This is a genomic window from Xanthomonas sp. LF06-19, assembly GCF_034105425.1.
In the GTDB taxonomy this organism is placed as follows: domain Bacteria; phylum Pseudomonadota; class Gammaproteobacteria; order Xanthomonadales; family Xanthomonadaceae; genus Xanthomonas_A; species Xanthomonas_A sontii.
Genome location: NZ_JAXGGH010000006.1, coordinates 44,409 through 62,048 on the forward strand (window position 1 = coordinate 44,409; position 17,640 = coordinate 62,048).

Sequence of the window (17,640 nt, forward strand, 5' to 3'; positions counted from 1 at the left end):
GGCGCACGCGCGCCGCTGCCGGCGCCACCCGCGCATGAGCGCCGCCGTGCCGCCGTTCGTCGTCGCCATCCCGGCCCGCTACGCCGCCTCGCGGCTGCCGGGCAAGCCCTTGCGTGCGCTCGGCGCCGAGCCGCTGGTCCGCCACGTGGCGCGGCGTGCGCTCGCCGCCGGTGCCACCCAGGTGTGGGTGGCCGCCGACGATGCCCGCATCGCCGCCGCGGTGGCCGACCTGGACGGCGTGCATGTGGCCAATACCTCTGCCGACCACGCCTCCGGCACCGACCGCCTGGCCGAGTGCGCCGACATCGCCGGTTGGGACGATGTGACCCTGGTGGTCAATCTGCAGGGCGACGAGCCGTTCGCACCGGTGGCCGGCATCGTCGCGGTGGCCCGGACCCTGGCCGACAGCGGCGCCGAGATGGCGACCCTGGGCACGCCGGTGGACGCGGCCGAGCACCTGTTCGATCCCAACGTGGTCAAGCTGGTGCGCAGCGCCGCCGGCGATGCGCTGTACTTCAGCCGCGCGCCGATCCCCTGGCACCGCGACGCCTTCGCCGCCTCGCAGACGCAGTTGCCGCTGCCCGGCCCGTGGCTGCGGCATATCGGCATCTACGCCTATCGCGCCGGCTTCCTGCGCCGGTTCGCGGCGATGCCGCCGGGCACGCTGGAGCGGATCGAGTCGCTGGAGCAGTTGCGGGTGCTGGAAGCCGGGTTCCGCATCGCGGTGGCGTTGTCGCCGGCGCCGTTCCCGCCCGGCGTGGACACGCCCGAGGACCTGGCGCGCGCCGAGGCCTACCTGCAGGGGCAGGCATGAAGCTGCTGCTGGTGTGCCTGGGCAACATCTGCCGTTCGCCGATGGCCGAGGGCGCGCTGCGCCACCACCTGCAGCGCTCGCCGCTGGCGAGTGTGGTGGAGGTCGACTCGGCCGGCACCGGCGACTGGCACCGCGGCGAGCCGCCGGATCGGCGCGCGGTCGCCTGCGCCGCCGCCCATGACGTGGACATCGCCGGCCTGCGCGCCCGGCAACTGCGCGACCGCGACTTTGCCGAGTTCGACTGGATCCTGTGCGCCGATGCGGCCAACCTGCGTGACGTGCGCCAGCGCGCCCCGGTGGCGGCGCACGAGCGCGTGGCGCTGTGGCTGCCGTGGGCCGGGGTGCAAGGCCATCGCGAGATCCCGGATCCGTACACCGGCGGCAGCGCCCAGTTCGAGCAGGTCTGGCAACTGGTAGACGAAGCCGCCGCCGGCAGCGTGGCGCGACTGTCCGTCGACCTCGGCTCCGGCATAATCGGCCGATGAATTCCATCGCCGCCCTGGAACTTCCCGCGTCCGGCGCCTGGCTCAACGCCGAGCCCATTCGCCTGCGCGATCTGCAGGGCCGGGCGCTGGTGCTGGCCTTCGTCAACGCCGCCTCGGTCTGGTGCGCGCAGCGCCTGGCCGAACTCGGCCAGTGGCAGGCGCGCAATCCCGGACGTCTGCAGGTGATCGTGGTGCAGGTGCCGCGCTTCGACAGCGAGCGCGAGCCGCAGCGGGCGCTGAAGCTGCTGCGCAGCCAGGGCGTGTCCGCGCCGGTCCTGCTCGATGCCGATTGGGCCGCCTGGCAGCGCTTCGGCGTCCAGGCCTGGCCGACCCTGGTGCTGATCGACGCCGGCGGCGTGGAGCGCGAGCGCCTGGTCGGCATCGGTGGCGCGGAACTGGACAAGGCGCTGCACGCGCTCTGCGCCGGGCAGCCGCTGCCGCTGGACGAGGACCTGCGCGACGCGCGCGAGACCCAGCCGGAGCCGCGCCTGCCGCTGCGCTTCCCGACCGGCCTGGCGGTGGCCGAGGATCGCCTGTACGTCGCCGACAGCGGCCATCACCGCATCCTCGAATGCAGCACCAGCGGCCGCGTGCTGCGCCAGTTCGGCATCGGCACCGCGGATTTCATCGACGGCGCGATCGGCGAGGCGGCGTTCCACCGCCCGCGCGGACTGGCCCTGGAGCGCGGCGTGCTGTACGTGGCCGATACCGGCAACCATGCGCTGCGCCGGATCAACCTGCTCACCGGCCAGGTCGACACGCTGTGCGGCAACGGTCGCGCCGGCGAGCCGGTCGAAGGCCCGGTGGAGCAACCGCTGCTGGCGCCGCTGAACCATCCGCAGGACGTGGTGATCGCCGACAACCAGGTGCACCTGGCGATGGCCGGCGACAACCGCATCTGGAGCTACGACCTGGGCAGCCGCAGCCTGCGCTGGCGCGCCGGTGCCGGCGCGCTGGAGCTGCGCGACGGCAGCGGCCACCTGGCCGCGTTCGCGCAGCCGTGCAGCCTGGCCGCGGTGCAGCAGGTGCTGTACGTGTGCGATGCGCTGGGCTCGGCGGTGCGCTCGATGCAGTTGCGCGGCGACCTGGTGCAGACCCTGCTCGGCGGCCAGGGGCCGTGGGATTTCGGCAACGAGGACGGGCCGCGCAGCCGTGCCCGCCTGCAGTTCCCGCAGGCGATCGCGCTGAGCCCGGACGCGCCGCTGCTGTGGATCGCCGACAGCGGCAACGGTAGTCTGCGCAGCCTGCGTCTGGGCGGCGGCGAACTGTCCACCGCGGCCTTGCCGCGGCGCCTGCATGGCCCGGGCGGGTTGGCGGTCAGCGCCGGCACGGTGTGGATCGCCGAGACCGATGCGCATGCGGTGCTGCGCTACGACATCGCCAGCGGCGAACTGCGCGACCTCGCGATCGGCGAATGAGTACCCCCGCATTGCCCGCGTTCGACGGCAAGGCCTTTGCCGCCAACCTCAGTACCGCGCCCGGCGTCTACCGCATGTACGCCGCCGACGACACCTTGCTCTACGTCGGCAAGGCCGGCGCGCTGCGCAAGCGCGTGTCCAGCTACTTCAGCGGCTCGCCGAAGAACGCGCGGACCATGGCCATGCTGGCGCAGGTGGCGCGCATGGACGTCACCGTCACCCGCAGCGAGGGCGAGGCGCTGCTGCTGGAAAACCAACTGATCAAGTCGCTGTCGCCGCGCTACAACGTGTCGCTGCGCGACGACAAGAGTTATCCCTACGTGTTGCTGACCCGCGAGGAGTGGCCGCGGATCACCCTGCACCGTGGCCCGCGCGCGGTGCCCGGGCGCTATTTCGGGCCGTATCCCGGCGTCACTGCGGTGCGCGAGACGCTGAACCTGATGCACAAGCTGTTCAAGCTGCGCAGCTGCGAGGACAGCGTGTTCCGCAACCGTTCGCGGCCGTGCCTGCAGTACCAGATCGGCCGTTGCAGCGCGCCGTGCGTGGCGTTGGTGGCGGCCGACGAGTACGCCGAGGCGGTGCGCCGCTCCACGCTGTTCCTGGAAGGGCGCAGCGATCAGCTCGGTGAGGAATTGGTGCAGGCGATGCAGGCCGCCAGCGAACGTCTGGAGTTCGAACGCGCCGCGCGCCTGCGCGATCTGCTGGGCTCGCTGCGCAGCATGCAGAGCCGGCAATACGTGGACGGCCGCGCCGCCGACCTCGACGTGCTGGCCTGCGCCACCCAGGGCGCCAACGCCTGCGTGCTGCTGCTGGCGTTCCGCGACGGGCGCAATCTCGGCACCCGCGCGTTCTTCCCCAAGACCAACGGCGAGGACAGTGCCGCCGAGGTGCTGGGTGCGTTCGTGTCGCAGTACTACGTCGAGCACGCGCCGCCGCGCGAGGTGCTGCTGGACCGCGAGATTCCCGACGCCGAGCTGATCGAGGCGGCGCTGAGTTCGGCCGCCGAACGCAAGGTGCAACTGAAGTGGAACGTGCGCGGCGAGCGCGCCGGCTACCTGGAGCTGGCCAGCCGCAACGCCCAGGCCACCCTGGTCACCGAACTGACCAGCCGCAACGCCCAGCACGCGCGCAGCGAGGCGCTGCGCGAGATGCTCGGCCTGGCCGAGCCGGTTAAGCGGGTGGAGTGCTTCGACATCAGCCACACCATGGGCGAGGCCACGGTGGCCTCGTGCGTGGTGTTCGACGCCAGCGGCCCGGTGCGCAGCCAGTACCGGCGCTACAACATTAGCGGCATCGAGCCGGGCGACGACTACGCGGCGATGCGCCAGGCGATCGAGCGCCGCTTCCGCCGCGCCGCCGAAGGCGAGGGCAAGGGCGATGCGGTGCTGCCGGACGTGTTGCTGATCGACGGCGGCGCCGGACAGCTGGCGCAGGCCACCGGTGCGCTGGCCGACCTGGGCGTGGACGGGGTGTTGTTGATCGGCGTGGCCAAGGGCGCCGAGCGCCGCGCCGGCCACGAGACCCTGGTGATGCCGGACGGGCGCGAACTGCGCCCGGGTGCCGCGTCGCCGGCGCTGCAGTTCATCCAGCAGGTGCGCGACGAGGCGCACCGCTTCGCCATCACCGGCCACCGCGGGCGCCGCCAGAAGGCGCGCATGACCAGCAAGCTGGAGGATATCCCCGGCATCGGCCCGCGCCGCCGCGCCAGCCTGCTCAAGCATTTCGGCGGGCTGGCCGGGCTCAAGGCCGCCGGCGAGGCCGAGATCGCGCGGGTGGAAGGCATCAATGACGCACTGGCCGCACGAATCTACGCTAACCTGCACGGACTGCCGGTGCCCGATCCGGCAGGCGAGTAGAGCAGCGCAATGAAGTTGACCATCCCCACCTGGCTCACGCTGCTGCGGATCGTGATGATCCCCGTGCTGGTGCTGGTGTTCTATCTGCCGTACACCTGGACCAACTTCGCCTCGGCGGCGATCTTCGGCCTGGCCGCGTTCACCGACTGGCTGGACGGCTGGGTGGCGCGGCGCTACCACCAGTACTCCGCGTTCGGTGCGTTCCTGGATCCGGTGGCCGACAAGCTGATGGTGGCGGTGGCGCTGTTCCTGATCGTGCAGGGCCATCCGACGCCGTGGATGGCGTTCTGGGCGGCGGTGATCGTCGGCCGCGAGATCGCGGTGTCGGCGCTGCGCGAGTGGATGGCCGAGATCGGTCAGCGCGCCAAGGTGCGGGTGGCGATGATCGGCAAGATCAAGACTACCGCGCAGATGGTGGCGCTGCTGTGCCTGCTGTACTCGGTGATGCCCGACGGCTCGCCGCCGGAGAGCGTGTGGATGGGCTTGTTCATCTTCCACGTCGGCGACTGGACCCTGGCGATCGCCTCGATCCTGACCCTGTTGTCGGGCATCCAGTACCTGCATGCGGCCTGGCCGAGCCTGCGCGACGACGAGCGCGCGGCGATGGCGGAAAAGAACGCGAAAAAAATCGAAGGCAACGGTTGACAGGCTGCGTGGTCCCGGTAGAATTCGCGGCCTCAAGCGGGAATAGCTCAGTTGGTAGAGCGCAACCTTGCCAAGGTTGAGGTCGCGAGTTCGAGTCTCGTTTCCCGCTCCAGATCATGAAAACAGGACCTTCGGGTCCTGTTTTCGTTTTGGGCGGATGCGCTGCACTGGCAGATGCGTGCGTGCGCGTCGAGCCGTCGCGCAGGGCCGTTTCGCTTCATGCGGTCGCCAGCAACGCGATGGCGAACTGCACTGCGTCAGTTGGCCATCGCATCGCATCGCGTTGCCGGATGGCCGTGCCACCCGCCGTTGCCGGAAGCGATCCAGCTCGCTGCCTTGGCCTGCCACGCCCGCATTGGGGTGCGGTGCGCATGCAGGTTGTCGACTGCTCCACGTTGAATGTGACGCGCCGTTCGCCATGCGCAATCTCGGCTGGATCAACACGCAGGCACCGTGGCCGCGTTGAGGATGCAGCGGGCGCTGCATCGGCATGTACTCGCCGCCGTGCGCTGCCCGCGGCGCGCGCCAGCGGCGAGCGCGTCATACAGACACGACCGTGACGAGATAGATGCGCCCCTGCGTTCTTGTGCCGCCTCAGGGCCTTGGAGTGGCCGCACGGAAGCCGGCATGCCCGCAGGCCGCGTCGTAGGCGTAGTCGCCGGCGGCAAGCAAATGGCGGCCGCTGTTGATGTGGGCCGGCGGCGTCTTCAGCGGCCCGCGCCACTGCACGCTGTCCGGGGTCGCCGCCTTGCCGTCGCCGACCGCAAAGTTGTAACCGAACACCGATTGCCCCTTCGCGTCGACGACGTCGAGCCGCAGTTGGGTGGCATCCGGCACCACGCGCGTGGGATGGCCTGACATCTCCACGGTCTGTTGCAGGCTCGCGGGCGTGGCCGGCGGCACCACCGGGTTGAGCATCATGTAGGACACGCCGGTATCGGGCAGCAGCTTGCCGCAGACGCGGTAGTCGCTGCCGCTGCCGGGAAAGCTGGCGCAGGCACTGGGCGCCTGCCAGTCGCCCGGCGCATCGGCGGTGGCGGCGCCGCGCTGCAGCGGTACCAGTGCGAATCCCTTCAGCGCCGCCTGGCTGACGCCCAGGGTGATGCCCTTGGCACTGACGATGTAGCCGGGGCTCATGCCCTGCGCGCGCATCTGCGCCAGGTTGAGGAACGGATTGCGCGCGGCGTCGACGCCGCGGTCGTAACCCACGCCCATCATGCCGAAGGTCGGCGAGATGGTGCTGCAGTTGCGCAGCACCTGCGTGCTGCTGCTCAGCGCAGGGCTGCCGTCGTAACCGGCGCAGGTGGCGGGCACCTGTGCCAGCGGCTTGGGTTGTTGGGCCACGCTGGCGACATCGCAGGTGCACTGCGCGGCCAGCACGGTGATGCGGTCCACCCGCGCGGCGGCGCGTTTGCCGTCGGGCGAGACACCGAGTTGCATCGGCACGTCCACGTACTTGCCGGGGTGATACTTGCTGTCGCTCGAGTAGAAGATGTGACCCGGCGTGCTGGACGCGTCCCAGGCGCTGCGCAACGCGTCGCTCAGCGGCACCACCACGCCGGTGGAGCCGGTATCCACCTCCAGCACCTGACTGCCCTTGCTGCGGCCGTCGGCATCGCTGCCGAGTTGCACCCGCACTTGGTAGGCGAACTTGGGCATGGCCCTGGAGGCCAGCGGCAGGTCGACCGTTTGCGTCTGCAGCGCGCAGGTCTGCGCGGCGGCGGTGGCGCTCGCGGCCAGGCACAGCGCGGTCCCGCTCCAGCGTGTCCATCGGTTCATGGCGATGTCTCGTTTGGGTGTGGCGCCATGCTAGAGCGCGGCGGCATGCCCATCGTGCGCGGATCCGCGCGATGCGGCGCTTGTCTACCGCCGCTGGCGTGGCGCTGTGGTCGGCATTCCAGTCGCGACGCGGCGCCATCTGCACACGCGAGGCGTGCATCCGGATCCCGGCAACGCCTGCGCGCGCGCAACCCAGGGTTGCCAAGCCGGGGAGCTTGGTACACAATGCAGTCCGTTGTGCGCCGGGCTGATTCAAAAACATCTTTTGAATCAATGCGTTGGACGAGAGCCGCAAGGCATCGTCCGGTTCCCGCCGCAAGGGCCCCGGCAGCGGGGCTTTGTTTTTGTCGGACGCCACAGGCGTTGCGGCGAGACGTCAGTCCACCGGCCTGGTGGCAGAGTGGTTATGCAGCGGACTGCAAATCCGCGTACGCCGGTTCAATTCCGACCCAGGCCTCCATTTCGATGTAATGCAAAAGGGCCGCTTTCTGCGGCCCTTTTGCGTTGTGCAGTGCGTGCACCTTTCCGCAATCGCGGAGAATATGCCGTCATTGCGCGATGGCGTGGGGAACGACCTGCGCGAAGCGCGTGCGCGATGACGCCTCTCGCCATCGCGCACACGCCGCCTCACCAGCGATATGTGGCCGTGGCCATGACGCGTCGCTGCTCGCCGTAGTAGCAGTCGTCGTGGGCGTCGCAGTGTTGAGACGCAGCTTCTCCTTGAATGGCAGCGCTTTCATCGCTTCCTTGAAGGTCGCCGACTTGGGTTCGCCGTGGGTGTCGTAGAAGTTGAAGCGGAACTGCCATTTCGGGCTGTACTGGCTGTAGTCGTGGGTCGTGCTTTGCATCGGTGTTCTCTTCTGCGGGTGGATGGGGCGGGGGAATGCAGGGAATGGCGCCAACGCACGCAATGACGCCGGTTGCGCGTCGTGTCGTCGCGTTGACCTTTGGCGATGTCGGAGGCACCGTATGCGCGGCCTGGCGATGTGGCCTGCAGCAGTGGTCGGCTGTGCCGCCGGGCGTGCGAGGCGAAGGCCGAGGTCTTTGCCGGTCTCGATCCTGCAGCCGACAGGGAGCGTGTGATGGTGTCGAAGGGAATGTCCGCCACGGCGCGCTGCGCGCTGCCGCTGCTCATCGCCGTGTCCGCTGCGCCCGCCGCGGCCAGGGAGACGCTGCAGTGCCCCGGGCGCCTGCGCATCGCCGAGGCACAGCTGCAGAGTCCCGACGTGCCAGCCGATGTCCGCGTCGATCTCGCCGCCGCGCCGCCGCTGCGGCTGTTCTCCAGCGGCGTCTATTCCGGGCCGCCGCGCGAGATGGCTGCACTGGTGCCGAGCAACGAGGACGCGCGCCGCCCCGGCGATGCGGGTGTGTCGATCTGGCGCTTCGATGCGCCCGATCCGCATGGCCTCTATCTGGTGTGTGGATACGGGCCTGACGGCAGGGTGCAGGTCTCGCGGCGTGTCGGCGACGTCGCGCGCTGCGAAGCGAAGCCGCTGCGTCCGAGCAGTGCCGATCCGGCCGCCGGTACCCTGTTCGTCTGCGAGTGAGGCCGCGCGATGGCAGCTGCGCGCAAGGCCGTGGCGATCGCCGCGCAGGTGCTGTCCTGGAGCGGTTATGCGTTGGGCATGCTGCTGCTGTACGCCGTGTCCGGTAGCCCTTACGCATGGGGGGAAGGTGCCGATCCGCAGTTGTCCTCCGCCAATTTCCAGGACAGCGGCAACGGGCGGCTGGTCGGCGTGTGCGTGCTGGCGGTGCTGGTGCTGTTGCAGGGCGTGCACGCGCTGCTGAGCCGCCGCCGCAGCGTGCGCCTGTGCTGCATGGTTGCGCTGGCGATCGCCTGCCTGGCCTGGTACTGCTGGAACTGAGCACAGTCTCCAGGCCGCATGTCTGCGCGACTGACGCAGGCACGTGAACGCCACGCGGCGCATGCCGCGAGCGGTGACGTTCTTGTCGCGCGTGGTGTGGTGCTGCATCGGGAGAACGGTCGTCCAGGACGACAGAGCGGCCGGCGCCGCGTGCGTCGACGCGATTCCAGCGGTAAACAGGAAAGTCCTGTTGAAGAGAGGAGCGGGGGCAGCGATCCCTACCTTCAGGATTGGGGATTGGTCGGGGCGGCGCAGTGCAGGCCTGACGGTTTCGCCGGTGATGGCAAGCAGTGCGCTCGTGCGCGGATCGCGGCCGCAGGCTCAGTCCTGCGGCGTTTGCGCTGCGACTGTCCGTGCCTTGCGCTGCATGCGCCGGCGCACCAGCCAGCCTGCCGCGGCCAGCAGCGCCAGGCCGGCCGCGCCCAGGGCGAGCCGTTGCCTGTGCACGAACTGGCGTACGGCCTGGCTGCGCTCGATCCACAGGCGCCGCCGCGCGCCCTCGAAATCCGGCGTCTCGCAGGCGCCCACGCCGAACACATAGGCCTTGCCGGGCACCGGATTGAGCGCGCCGTGCGCGACATAGCGCTGGTAGGACCGACGGGCCTGTGCGGGGTCGAGGGTGATCAGCCAGTCGGTCGCCTGGCACAGCACGGCGGCGTAGGCCTGGCTGCGTGCGGGCAGGTCGTCGGCGGCGCGATCGGCCAGGGCGGCGGCGATCCAGCGGTAGTGGTAGCGGTGGTAAGGCTGCGCGGCGGTGGCGTTCCAGCGCTGCGCTTCGGCGGCGGCGATCAGGCCGCCGGGGCGCAGCTGCGCATGCGCCGTGGCTTCGGCATAGTTGCCTGCGTAGACCCGGTTGTCCGGCCCCAGTTCGTAGCCCAGCAGTTCCATGCCCTGGCGGCGCGCGATCAGGGCGGCCCGGTAATTGCCCTCGGCGCGGCCGATGCCGGTCCAGGCCGATGCGCCTTGCTGCCGCGCATCGCGATAGCGGCGCGCCGCCTCGCGCAATTCTGGCTGGGCGAAGTAGGGCAGCGCCGCGTCGTAACGGCCGTCGCGCATCAGCCGGCGTGCCAGCAGTTCGCGCAGTTTCAGGGCCGGCGTCCGTTCCCAATACGCCGGCGCCGCGTTCGCGGTGGACGGCGGCGTGGCGGGCACGTGGCGATCCACGTAGTCCTGCAGTTCCGGCACGGTGAGGACGCGCTCGGCGACCGCGGCGGCGTCTTCCCAGTAGAGGTCGCCGCTGCGGTACAGCTGTGCGAACGCCTCCACGTAGCTGCCGCGTTGCAGTGCCAGGATCGCCGCTTCGCCCTCGATGCGGCACTGCGGTTTGAGCGTCTCGTTGCTCCAGTCGCCATTGCGGCGCGTGCCCCAGTCCTCGTTCGGCGGAAAGCGCCGGGATGCCTGCGCGTAGGCCTGTGCGGCACGCGCGGCGTCGCCGTCGCGCAGTGCCATCTTGGCGCGCAGCCACCACGCCAGGCCGCTGTCGCCGGCATGCGCGAGCAGGCGCGCGGTGCCGGGGTAATCGCCCTGGCGATAGGCCAGCGCGGCCAGGCGGTCGGCGTCTTCCATCGGATCGCCCGCGGCGTCCTGCAACAGGCTCAGGAAGCGCGTCGAGGTCAGCACGCTGCCGGAGTCGGCATCGAAGGCGTGGCTGTCGCTGAGCAGCCGGGCGATCAACAGCCGCCGCACCGCCTGCTGTCGCAGCAGCGGCGCCAGTTCGGCATCGCTGCGGCGGGCGAGATCGGCGGCCACCTGCTTGAGCGAACTCAGGCCAGTGTCCGAGCCCTGTGCCGCCTGCACCGCGTACAGGCCGATCGCGCCGTTCCAGTCGCCGCCGGCGAGCAGCAGACGCGCCTCCTCGCCGAGGCTGGCGATGCCCAGCTCCAGCGGATCGTCGAATCCGGCCAGGCGCAACGCGCGGGTCTGCTGGAAGGCCTGCCGCGCCTGCTGCCGGTACGACTGCCGCTGCGCCACGGCATCGCCGGCCAGCGCGCCGTCGGCGGCCAGCGCCAGGCTGCGTCCCAGCGAATAGGCGGCCCACGTGCTGCGCGCCCGGCGCTGTGCCTCGGGCAGGGCCAGCACCTGGCGAAAGTAGTCCGCGGCCGACGGATAGCGGCCCTGCGCGAACGCCACCGCGCCGGCGGTGTACAGGCGCAGTTCCGGTGGCAGGTCGGCGCCGTCGCGCTCGGCCTGCTGCGCGTCGTCCAGCGCGCGCAGTTGTTCGATCCGGGCGAACCGCGCGGTGCCCACTTGCCTGCGTTCGACGTCGTCGCGCTGCTGCGGGAACTGCGCGCTGGCGTCCCAGTAGCGCGGCAGGGTCGCCGTGCCGGCGCGGCCGAGGCCGTCGATCGGTGCGCCCAGGCGCTGCACTTCGCGAGCGAAGCTGCCTTCGGGCAATTGCGCGAGCGCGCCGGCACGATCGTCGAGCAGGCGGTACGGGAACTCCGGGCCGCAGGCGCGGGCGCCGCCCAGCGGCAGCAGGAGCAGCATCAGCGCGGCGGCAGGCGTGGCCGCGGGTCGGGGATCACGGCAGGACATCGATGGCACCTGTGTGCAGGCGGCGGCAGCGGACCCAGCCGAGCGCACGGCGTTCTCCGGCGGCCAGGGGTTGGGATGCGCGAGTGCGTTCGAAGCGGGGCGACGGTGCCGGCCATTGCAGCCGGTAATCGCCGAGTGCGTCGCCGGCTTCGCAGGCGCTGCCGCGCAGAACCACGCGCTGCGGCGGCGTGGCCGCGGTCGTGCCATCGTTCGCGAGCGTCAGGTCGTAGACCGGGCCGGTGCCGCTGGCCTGCACCTGCACGGCCGCCTGCAGCGGACGTCCGTGCACCACCGCCTGCAGCGTCGCCAGCGGCCAGGCGCGGCGGTCGCCCGGCAGCGGCAGGCGGAACCAGACGATGCCGGCCAGGTGCGGCGGGCGACGGGCGCGCAGCGCATCGACGAAGGCGGCGAGCTGCTGCGGCGACACGCGCAGTTCGTGGCGTGCGCCGCTCGCCGCCAGCGGCACCTCGCTTTCGATCAGCGGTGCGGTGTCGGCGTCGGTGCCGTCGACCAGGGCCACGCCGTAGGCCGGCAAGGCCAGCCAGAACGGCGTGGCGCTGCGCTGGGCGTAACGGTCGGCCCAGCGTCGCGCCTGCACCGGATCGAACAGGCCTGCTGCGGGTGCGTTCACTGCATGCACCTGCAGCACCGAGCTGTCGACCGTGCGCAGCATTGGGGTCAGTGCCGGACTGTCCAGCCAGGCGGGCAGGGCGGTGATGCTCAGCGCCAGGTCCGCCGGCAGCGCGCCGCGCAGTTGCCGCAGCAGCGCCGCATAGGCGGGCAGCCGCGCGGTGGCGCAGTCGTGGTCGATCTCCACGCCGCGCAGCGCCACGCCGGCGGTGCGCCAAGTGCGCACCACGTGCAGCACCTCGGCGTCGATGCGCGTCGCGTCCAGTTGCGGCAGTTGCCCGTCCAGCCGCACCACCGCGATCACCGGGCGGCCATCGGCGGCGAGCTGCCGCAGATCCACCGCGGCGGGACCCCAGCCGGCGCGCGGATGCGCCTGCAGCGCGAGTACGCGCAACGTCGAGAAGTCCGCGCGGGTCTGTGCCAGCGCCACCGCGTGCGCGCCACTCCATTGCCGCTGCCAGACGTAGACCTGGTGTTGCAGCGGCGTCGGGGCCGATGCCGCACAGCCACCAAGCAGCAGACTCAGCCCGAGCAGCGCGCAGCGCAGCGACACGACGGCCGGGTCAGGACACGCGCGGCCACACGCGGCCGCAGCGTTGCCACTGCACCTTCGCGCGAGCAGTGTGCGAAGCGTGGCTCATGCGCTGGCGATCACGAGAACAGCCCAAACAGCCGCTTCTTCGGCTTGGCGGCCAGTTGCCGGGCCAGCTCGTAGCTCTCGCGCACGTCCGCACGTTCGTGCAGCGCCAGCGAGCGCTTGAAGGCGGCGACCGACGCGGGATAGGCACCGAGGTTCATATGGCAATTGGCTTCCATCATGTACAGCTGCGCCGCCGAGCCGGGGTCCGCCTGCACCACGGCGTCGTTGAGCAGGGCGCGTGCCGCGTCGCAGGCCGGCAGTGCGCTGCGGTAGTCCTTGAGCACGTAATGGCAGTTGGCCTGGTAGTAGTGCGTGTAGAAGTCGTCCGTGCCGTCGCGCTGCACGGCGAGGAAGTCCTGCAGTGCGGCCTTGGCGTCGGGCAGATGGTACAGCAGCAGGTAGCCGCGTCCGTGCCGCGCGCGCCTGAGCGCCTGCAGGTCCTGCTGCTGCGTGGCCTCGGCGATCAGAGAGGCGTAGGCATCGACCGCGGCCGGGTAGTCGCGCGCCTCGCCCAGTGCGCTGGCGTGCACGAACAGCGTGTCCAGGTCGTGCGGATTCGCCTCCGCTGCCGCCTGCGACAGGGCGGTATCCACATGCTCTGGCTGCAGCCGGCCCAGCGCCCGCGCCGCGGTGAGACGGTGGTGCGCCTGCACCAGCGCATACATCCGCAGCAGTTCCGGATCGGCCTGGGCCTGGTCGGGCAGTGCCTCGAACTCTTCCTGCGCCGCGTCGGCGATTTCCAGCACGTCGGCATGGCGGCCGACGCGGTTGAGATGGCTGCATGCCGCCTGCGCGCAATCCAGGAACAGCGGCGTGTCCAGTTCGTAGTCCATCATCAGGGTCAGCGCCAGATCCGCGGCCTCGGCGCGCATGCCCTGCTGGCGATAGGCCTCGCGCAGGTTCTGGTACAGGAACTGGAACTGGCTGTGGCGCAGCCCTTCTTCGAGGATGGCCTGCGCCTGCGCGTACAGGCCCCGGTCCAGGTACAGCAGGCCGAGGTTGTTGCAGCACATCGCGAAGGTATGGGTGTCGGTATTGCAGGTGGCGGCCTCGCCCAGTTCCAGGGCTTGCCGGAACAGCGTGGTGCCGTGCTCGTAGAGGGCGAACTGCACCGCGTCGACGTAGCCGGCATCGGCCGGCTCCATCCCGGCGTGTTTCCATTTGCCGATGGAGACGCCGGCGCTGTAGTAGTGGCAGGCGTTGCCGTCGCGGAAGTCCAGCTGCAGCAGCTGCGGCGACTGCCCGGCAGGCAGCGATTCCATCTCGAACAGGCGGACCTGCAGGTCCACCTGCGGCTGCAGCGCGTGGGCGTTGCGGTAGGCGCTGATCGCCGATGCGGGTTCGTCCAGCCAGTAGTGCGCGCTGCCGAGCAGGCGGTGCGCCTCGGCGTCGTGCGGGGCCAGGCCGATCGCGCGTCCGGCCCACTCGGCGACGGTGCGCAGCGCCTGCCGGCGGTCGCTGGTGAAGTGCGCGCTGCGGTCGAGGTAGATCAGGCACTTCAGCCGCCATGGCGCCGGGTCGCCCGGCGCGGCCTGGATCCGGGCGTCGCAGCGCTGCATCAGCACATCGAGGTCGGCCTCCTGCAGATGGTTGAGCACGGTCGTGCCGGACCAAAGTCTGTACAGGCCGTCGACGTCGTTCTGGCGAAGGGCGGCCATGCCGCGTTGGATCAGGGTCTGCATGCAGCGGATGCTCTGGAAAGACGGTGCGGGACCCGGCAGCAGCGCGCGGCAGCGTCTCCCGCAGGGCGACGTTGCGGTAGATAGACGAGCAAGCTGCGGTTTTCCCTACCGCGACCGCGGTGCGCCAGGCGCCGGCGACGCTGCGTCGCCGCTACGGCGCCGCTGCCCAGAAGCGCCGGTTGTACTGCGCGAACCGCTGGCGGCCGACGGTATCGAACCAGGACAGGTCGTAGAACGGACACACGACGGCGCTGCGATCGCGCGGCGGCATCGCATCGAACAGGAGAGACGGCATCGGCGCTGCGCCTTGCCGCCTGCAGGGCCTCCCGGCAGCGCCGGCGGGCGCCGATTTGCGATGATGCCGGTCTCGTCCCTCGATCCTGATGTCATGAATCCATCGCGACCTGTTTTGCGTTTCGCCAGCGTGTTCGGTGCGGCCCTGGTTGCCATGACCGGCCTGTGCGCTGTCGCCGATGCCACGCCGCCTGCCGGTGCCGTCACGCGTTGCGGCTGGTTCGATAATCCCTCGCCAGGCAACGCCACGCTCGTGGACAAGGACGGCGAGTGGACGGTCGGCCAGCAGGGCGGGCACCAGGCCGAGGGCACATGGCCGACGTTCTCCCAGGCGCGCTGGGTGGCGACCGGGACGGGCAGCGCCGGCTACGGCTGCGCCTGCCTGAAGGTGTATGCGCGCGACGACACCCGCGAGGTGACCGCGATCGAGTCGGCGACGGCCCAGCCCTTGAAGACCTGCCGGCAGGACAAGGCACTGCGGGGCAGGGAGCCGGAGAATCCGCTGAAGTAAGAGGTTCGCTGCGCGGCGGATTGGCGGATTGGCGGATCGGCGCTGATTCGGGCAGCGTCGCTGTCGAGTCCGCAGACCGCGAAAACGAAAAAAGGAGCCTGGGCTCCTTTTTTCAGTGGTTCACTTGCATCGTAGAAAGCAAGTGACGCTATTTGGAGCGGGAAACGAGACTCGAACTCGCGACCTCAACCTTGGCAAGGTTGCGCTCTACCAACTGAGCTATTCCCGCTTGGGAGCCGCGCATTCTACACGCCTGCCATCAGGTGCGCTAGCCCTTCGTTGCAAAAAAATGTCCGTCGCTGCCCCAGGGGGCGGCAGCGGTTCCGCCGCGCCCAATGAGTTGCCACGGTCGACTCGGCCCGGATCACGCCGCCAGCCACCACCACACCAGTAACGCCGCCAGCAGCGTGGCGGCGCCGCCCAGCAGCCGCGGCCGGCGCCACCAGTGCCGCGGCTGGCGATCGATGGCATTGGCACCGGCCAGACGCAACAGGCCGCGGGCGAAACCGTGGCGATCCATGCTGCGGTCGCAGGCCTCGACGCACGCGCCGCAGGCGGTGCAGGCGTAATGCGCACCATTGCGCGGATCGATGCCGGCGGGGCACGCCTGCACGCAGGCGTCGCAGGCCACGCAGTCGCCGAGTTGTTCGACGCTGAACTTGGGCAGGGTGCCGGCATACGCGGCCAGGGCCTCGCCGCGGCTGCCGCCCTGGCCGGCGAGCTGGGCGATGCTGGCGCGCACGGCGTAGTCGCGGGCGGTGACGGGGTCGAGCAGGCGCCGCCCGCGCTGGGCGATGCTGCCAGTGCCGCAGGCGCGGGCGCCGCGCGGTTCGCCGCGCATCGCGTCGTAGCCGACCAGCGGCGTGTCGCGGTCGCACAGCAGCGGCTGCAGGCGCGCGTAGGGGCACAGGTAGCGGCAGACCTGGCTGCGCAGGAAGCCGGCGTTGCCCCAGGTGGCCAGCGCATAGAACAGCGCCCAGAACGTCTCCCCGCCGCTCCAGGCGAACGGATGCAGGCGCGCGACCAGGTCGGCGATCGGCACGAAGTAGCCGACGAAGCTGACCCCGGTCCACAGCGCCACGGTCGCCCACAGCAGGTGCCGTGCCGCGGCCGGCCAGTCGGCGAAGCGCCGTTCGATCCAGGCGAAGGCATGGCTCCACACCGTCTGCGGACAGGCGAAGCCGCACCACAGGCGCCCGGCCAGGGTGGTGAGCACCGCCAGCGAGGCCGCGGCGGCGCCCAGCGCCAGCAGCAGCCAGCCGACGTCATGCGGCCACAGGGTCCAGCCGAACACGTCGAAGCGCCGCGCCGGCAGGTCCAGCAGCAGCGCCTGCCGGCCCTGCCAGCGCAGCCACGGCAGCAGATAGAAGGCGGCGAACAGCAGCCACAGCACCACGCGTCGGAACTGCGTGTACCGATGTGGCGGCGCCGGTCCCGCCGTGGCTGCGGGCGAGGTGACGACATGCAAGTGGATCGGGCGAGGCATCGGCAGCCGGCTCAGGACAGCGGCGCGGCGTCGCCGTGCGGCGCCGGACGCAACAAGAAGCCGGTCAGCAGGCTCGAGGCCAGCGTCGCCAGCCAGAACATGAAGAAACCCACCGTATAGCCCAGCTCGCGGCTCAGCTGGCGGCCGGGGAAGGTGATGTCGCGCAGCGCCAGCGGATCGACCAGGGCGAAGAACAGCACGCTCATCGCGCCGGCCACCAGGAAGCTCGGCCACAGGATCACCCCCAGCCGCTGCACCAGCGGGCGTGGCGTACCGGGATCGAGCGGGTCGAGCAGCGGATCGTCGGGAGAGGCCATGACGGTGGATTCCATCGCGAAAGGAGGATGCGGCATGCGCCAAGGGGGCAGCGCCACACACGTCGCCGCGCCTGCCAGCCGCCTGGCCGCCGATCCCCCGTCGACACCGGCGTCGGCGCATGCCGCAGCGGCAGACTAGGCAGTGCCGGCTGTGCCGACATTGATCCTGATCAAGGCCGCCGCGGTGGCGGCGTGGAGACTGTCGGCGTCGAGCGACGTGGAGCGGACCATGCAGGACCAGATCGAGGGCATGCCCTTGCCGGGGCCGGACCTGTGCAGCGAGGCCGAGGTGCAGGCGCTGGTGGAGACGTTCTACCGCCGCGTGCGCGCCGACGCCGATCTGTCGGCGGTGTTCGCCGCGCACATCGAGGACTGGGACGCGCACCAGCAGCAGCTGTGCGATTTCTGGTCGGCGATGCTGCGCGGCACCCGCCGCTTCCGCGGCGCGCCGATGCCGCGGCACATGGCCATGCGCGAACTCAGCGCACTGTTGTTCCAGCGCTGGCTGGGCCTGTTCCGCGCCACCACCGCCGAGCTGCCCAACACGCCGATGCGGCTGCTGGCCGACGACATCGCCCAGCGCATCGCCGAGACGTTCTGGCGCCGTCACCAGATGAGCTGGCGCCCGTTCGAGCCGGCATCGCAGCTGCCGCCGGCTGCGTGCGCGGATTGATCCAGGTCAA

The 17,640-nt window shown here is 70.8% G+C and carries 17 protein-coding genes and 3 tRNA genes; 11 read left to right on the forward strand and 9 right to left on the reverse strand.

The window, feature by feature from the left end; all coding sequences use genetic code 11:
• The first annotated feature begins 34 nt into the window (after window positions 1–34).
• The 6 genes from kdsB to SLW55_RS12870 all read left to right on the forward strand — a co-directional run bounded on the left by kdsB (window position 35) and on the right by SLW55_RS12870 (window position 5,330).
• Window positions 35–814: a 3-deoxy-manno-octulosonate cytidylyltransferase gene (kdsB, locus tag SLW55_RS12845; RefSeq protein WP_320745230.1), complete on the forward strand. Its 780-nt coding sequence runs from the start codon at window positions 35–37 to the stop codon at window positions 812–814.
• On the forward strand, window positions 811–1,299 hold the full coding sequence (locus tag SLW55_RS12850) for a low molecular weight protein-tyrosine-phosphatase (RefSeq protein ID WP_320745231.1): 489 nt from the start codon (window positions 811–813) through the stop codon (window positions 1,297–1,299). The genes kdsB and SLW55_RS12850 overlap by 4 nt, the downstream gene beginning before the upstream one ends.
• Window positions 1,296–2,717, forward strand: coding sequence for a redoxin domain-containing protein (locus SLW55_RS12855; RefSeq protein ID WP_152237407.1), 1,422 nt, complete (start codon window positions 1,296–1,298; stop codon window positions 2,715–2,717). Before SLW55_RS12850 ends, SLW55_RS12855 begins: the two co-directional genes overlap by 4 nt.
• Window positions 2,714–4,573, forward strand: a complete 1,860-nt coding sequence (uvrC, locus tag SLW55_RS12860; protein WP_295927981.1) for an excinuclease ABC subunit UvrC — start codon at window positions 2,714–2,716, stop codon at window positions 4,571–4,573. The genes SLW55_RS12855 and uvrC overlap by 4 nt, the downstream gene beginning before the upstream one ends.
• Before the next feature lie 9 nt (window positions 4,574–4,582).
• A complete protein-coding gene (gene pgsA, locus SLW55_RS12865; RefSeq protein WP_017912639.1) occupies window positions 4,583–5,218 on the forward strand; it encodes a CDP-diacylglycerol--glycerol-3-phosphate 3-phosphatidyltransferase in 636 nt (211 codons plus the stop codon).
• Between the two features lie 36 nt (window positions 5,219–5,254).
• Window positions 5,255–5,330 (forward strand) — tRNA-Gly (locus SLW55_RS12870).
• Window positions 5,331–5,812: 482 nt separating this feature from the next.
• On the opposite strand, the gene SLW55_RS12875 is transcribed toward SLW55_RS12870, so the two are convergent.
• Entirely contained in the window at window positions 5,813–6,997 is a 1,185-nt protein-coding gene (locus SLW55_RS12875) for a hypothetical protein (RefSeq protein WP_320745232.1), read from the reverse strand.
• 386 nt (window positions 6,998–7,383) lie between these two features.
• Between SLW55_RS12875 and SLW55_RS12880 the strand changes: the two genes are divergently transcribed.
• Window positions 7,384–7,457, forward strand: a tRNA-Cys gene (locus SLW55_RS12880).
• Window positions 7,458–7,545: 88 nt separating this feature from the next.
• Here SLW55_RS12880 and SLW55_RS12885 read toward each other — a convergent pair.
• Window positions 7,546–7,845, reverse strand: a complete 300-nt coding sequence (locus SLW55_RS12885) for a hypothetical protein (protein ID WP_320745233.1) — start codon at window positions 7,843–7,845, stop codon at window positions 7,546–7,548.
• A gap of 105 nt (window positions 7,846–7,950) precedes the next feature.
• Between SLW55_RS12885 and SLW55_RS12890 the strand changes: the two genes are divergently transcribed.
• Window positions 7,951–8,544, forward strand: a complete 594-nt coding sequence (locus SLW55_RS12890; protein WP_320745234.1) for an STY0301 family protein — start codon at window positions 7,951–7,953, stop codon at window positions 8,542–8,544.
• Window positions 8,545–8,553: 9 nt separating this feature from the next.
• Window positions 8,554–8,862, forward strand: a complete 309-nt coding sequence (locus SLW55_RS12895) for a hypothetical protein (RefSeq protein WP_320745235.1) — start codon at window positions 8,554–8,556, stop codon at window positions 8,860–8,862.
• Between the two features lie 321 nt (window positions 8,863–9,183).
• On the opposite strand, the gene SLW55_RS12900 is transcribed toward SLW55_RS12895, so the two are convergent.
• The 4 genes from SLW55_RS12900 to SLW55_RS12915 all read right to left on the reverse strand — a co-directional run bounded on the left by SLW55_RS12900 (window position 9,184) and on the right by SLW55_RS12915 (window position 14,644).
• A complete protein-coding gene (locus tag SLW55_RS12900) occupies window positions 9,184–11,397 on the reverse strand; it encodes a hypothetical protein (protein ID WP_320745236.1) in 2,214 nt (737 codons plus the stop codon).
• Window positions 11,384–12,580, reverse strand: coding sequence for a DUF3142 domain-containing protein (locus SLW55_RS12905; RefSeq protein ID WP_320745237.1), 1,197 nt, complete (start codon window positions 12,578–12,580; stop codon window positions 11,384–11,386). The genes SLW55_RS12900 and SLW55_RS12905 overlap by 14 nt, the downstream gene beginning before the upstream one ends.
• Window positions 12,581–12,678: 98 nt before the next feature.
• Window positions 12,679–14,349 (reverse strand): hypothetical protein, encoded by a 1,671-nt coding sequence (locus tag SLW55_RS12910; protein WP_320745238.1) that lies wholly within the window; start codon window positions 14,347–14,349, stop codon window positions 12,679–12,681.
• A gap of 151 nt (window positions 14,350–14,500) precedes the next feature.
• Complete coding sequence (locus SLW55_RS12915) at window positions 14,501–14,644, reverse strand: hypothetical protein (protein ID WP_320741145.1); 144 nt, start codon at window positions 14,642–14,644, stop codon at window positions 14,501–14,503.
• 60 nt (window positions 14,645–14,704) lie between these two features.
• On the opposite strand from SLW55_RS12915, the gene SLW55_RS12920 reads away from it, so the two are divergent.
• The gene (locus tag SLW55_RS12920) at window positions 14,705–15,154 is read left to right on the forward strand and encodes a DUF4087 domain-containing protein (RefSeq protein ID WP_320745239.1); all 450 of its coding nucleotides are present in this window, start codon (window positions 14,705–14,707) and stop codon (window positions 15,152–15,154) included.
• Window positions 15,155–15,307: 153 nt separating this feature from the next.
• Here the strand turns inward: SLW55_RS12920 and SLW55_RS12925 are convergent.
• The 3 genes from SLW55_RS12925 to SLW55_RS12935 all read right to left on the reverse strand — a co-directional run bounded on the left by SLW55_RS12925 (window position 15,308) and on the right by SLW55_RS12935 (window position 16,957).
• Window positions 15,308–15,383, reverse strand: a tRNA-Gly gene (locus SLW55_RS12925).
• A 135-nt stretch (window positions 15,384–15,518) separates the two neighbouring features.
• Window positions 15,519–16,550, reverse strand: a complete 1,032-nt coding sequence (locus tag SLW55_RS12930) for a 4Fe-4S dicluster domain-containing protein (RefSeq protein ID WP_320745240.1) — start codon at window positions 16,548–16,550, stop codon at window positions 15,519–15,521.
• A gap of 101 nt (window positions 16,551–16,651) precedes the next feature.
• Window positions 16,652–16,957, reverse strand: a complete 306-nt coding sequence (locus SLW55_RS12935; RefSeq protein ID WP_051067605.1) for a hypothetical protein — start codon at window positions 16,955–16,957, stop codon at window positions 16,652–16,654.
• A 142-nt stretch (window positions 16,958–17,099) separates the two neighbouring features.
• Between SLW55_RS12935 and SLW55_RS12940 the strand changes: the two genes are divergently transcribed.
• Complete coding sequence (locus SLW55_RS12940; RefSeq protein ID WP_320745241.1) at window positions 17,100–17,630, forward strand: group III truncated hemoglobin; 531 nt, start codon at window positions 17,100–17,102, stop codon at window positions 17,628–17,630.
• The last annotated feature ends 10 nt before the right edge of the window (window positions 17,631–17,640 follow it).

Coding starts and splice junctions, on each gene's coding strand:
- kdsB (WP_320745230.1), top strand. CDS start 35: ATGAGCGCCGCCGTGCCGCCGTTCGTCGTCGCCATCCCGGCCCGCTAC.
- SLW55_RS12850 (WP_320745231.1), top strand. CDS start 811: ATGAAGCTGCTGCTGGTGTGCCTGGGCAACATCTGCCGTTCGCCGATG.
- SLW55_RS12855 (WP_152237407.1), top strand. CDS start 1,296: ATGAATTCCATCGCCGCCCTGGAACTTCCCGCGTCCGGCGCCTGGCTC.
- uvrC (WP_295927981.1), top strand. CDS start 2,714: ATGAGTACCCCCGCATTGCCCGCGTTCGACGGCAAGGCCTTTGCCGCC.
- pgsA (WP_017912639.1), top strand. CDS start 4,583: ATGAAGTTGACCATCCCCACCTGGCTCACGCTGCTGCGGATCGTGATG.
- SLW55_RS12875 (WP_320745232.1), bottom strand. CDS start 6,997: ATGAACCGATGGACACGCTGGAGCGGGACCGCGCTGTGCCTGGCCGCG.
- SLW55_RS12885 (WP_320745233.1), bottom strand. CDS start 7,845: ATGCAAAGCACGACCCACGACTACAGCCAGTACAGCCCGAAATGGCAG.
- SLW55_RS12890 (WP_320745234.1), top strand. CDS start 7,951: ATGTCGGAGGCACCGTATGCGCGGCCTGGCGATGTGGCCTGCAGCAGT.
- SLW55_RS12895 (WP_320745235.1), top strand. CDS start 8,554: ATGGCAGCTGCGCGCAAGGCCGTGGCGATCGCCGCGCAGGTGCTGTCC.
- SLW55_RS12900 (WP_320745236.1), bottom strand. CDS start 11,397: ATGTCCTGCCGTGATCCCCGACCCGCGGCCACGCCTGCCGCCGCGCTG.
- SLW55_RS12910 (WP_320745238.1), bottom strand. CDS start 14,349: ATGCAGACCCTGATCCAACGCGGCATGGCCGCCCTTCGCCAGAACGAC.
- SLW55_RS12915 (WP_320741145.1), bottom strand. CDS start 14,644: ATGCCGTCTCTCCTGTTCGATGCGATGCCGCCGCGCGATCGCAGCGCC.
- SLW55_RS12920 (WP_320745239.1), top strand. CDS start 14,705: ATGATGCCGGTCTCGTCCCTCGATCCTGATGTCATGAATCCATCGCGA.
- SLW55_RS12935 (WP_051067605.1), bottom strand. CDS start 16,957: ATGGCCTCTCCCGACGATCCGCTGCTCGACCCGCTCGATCCCGGTACG.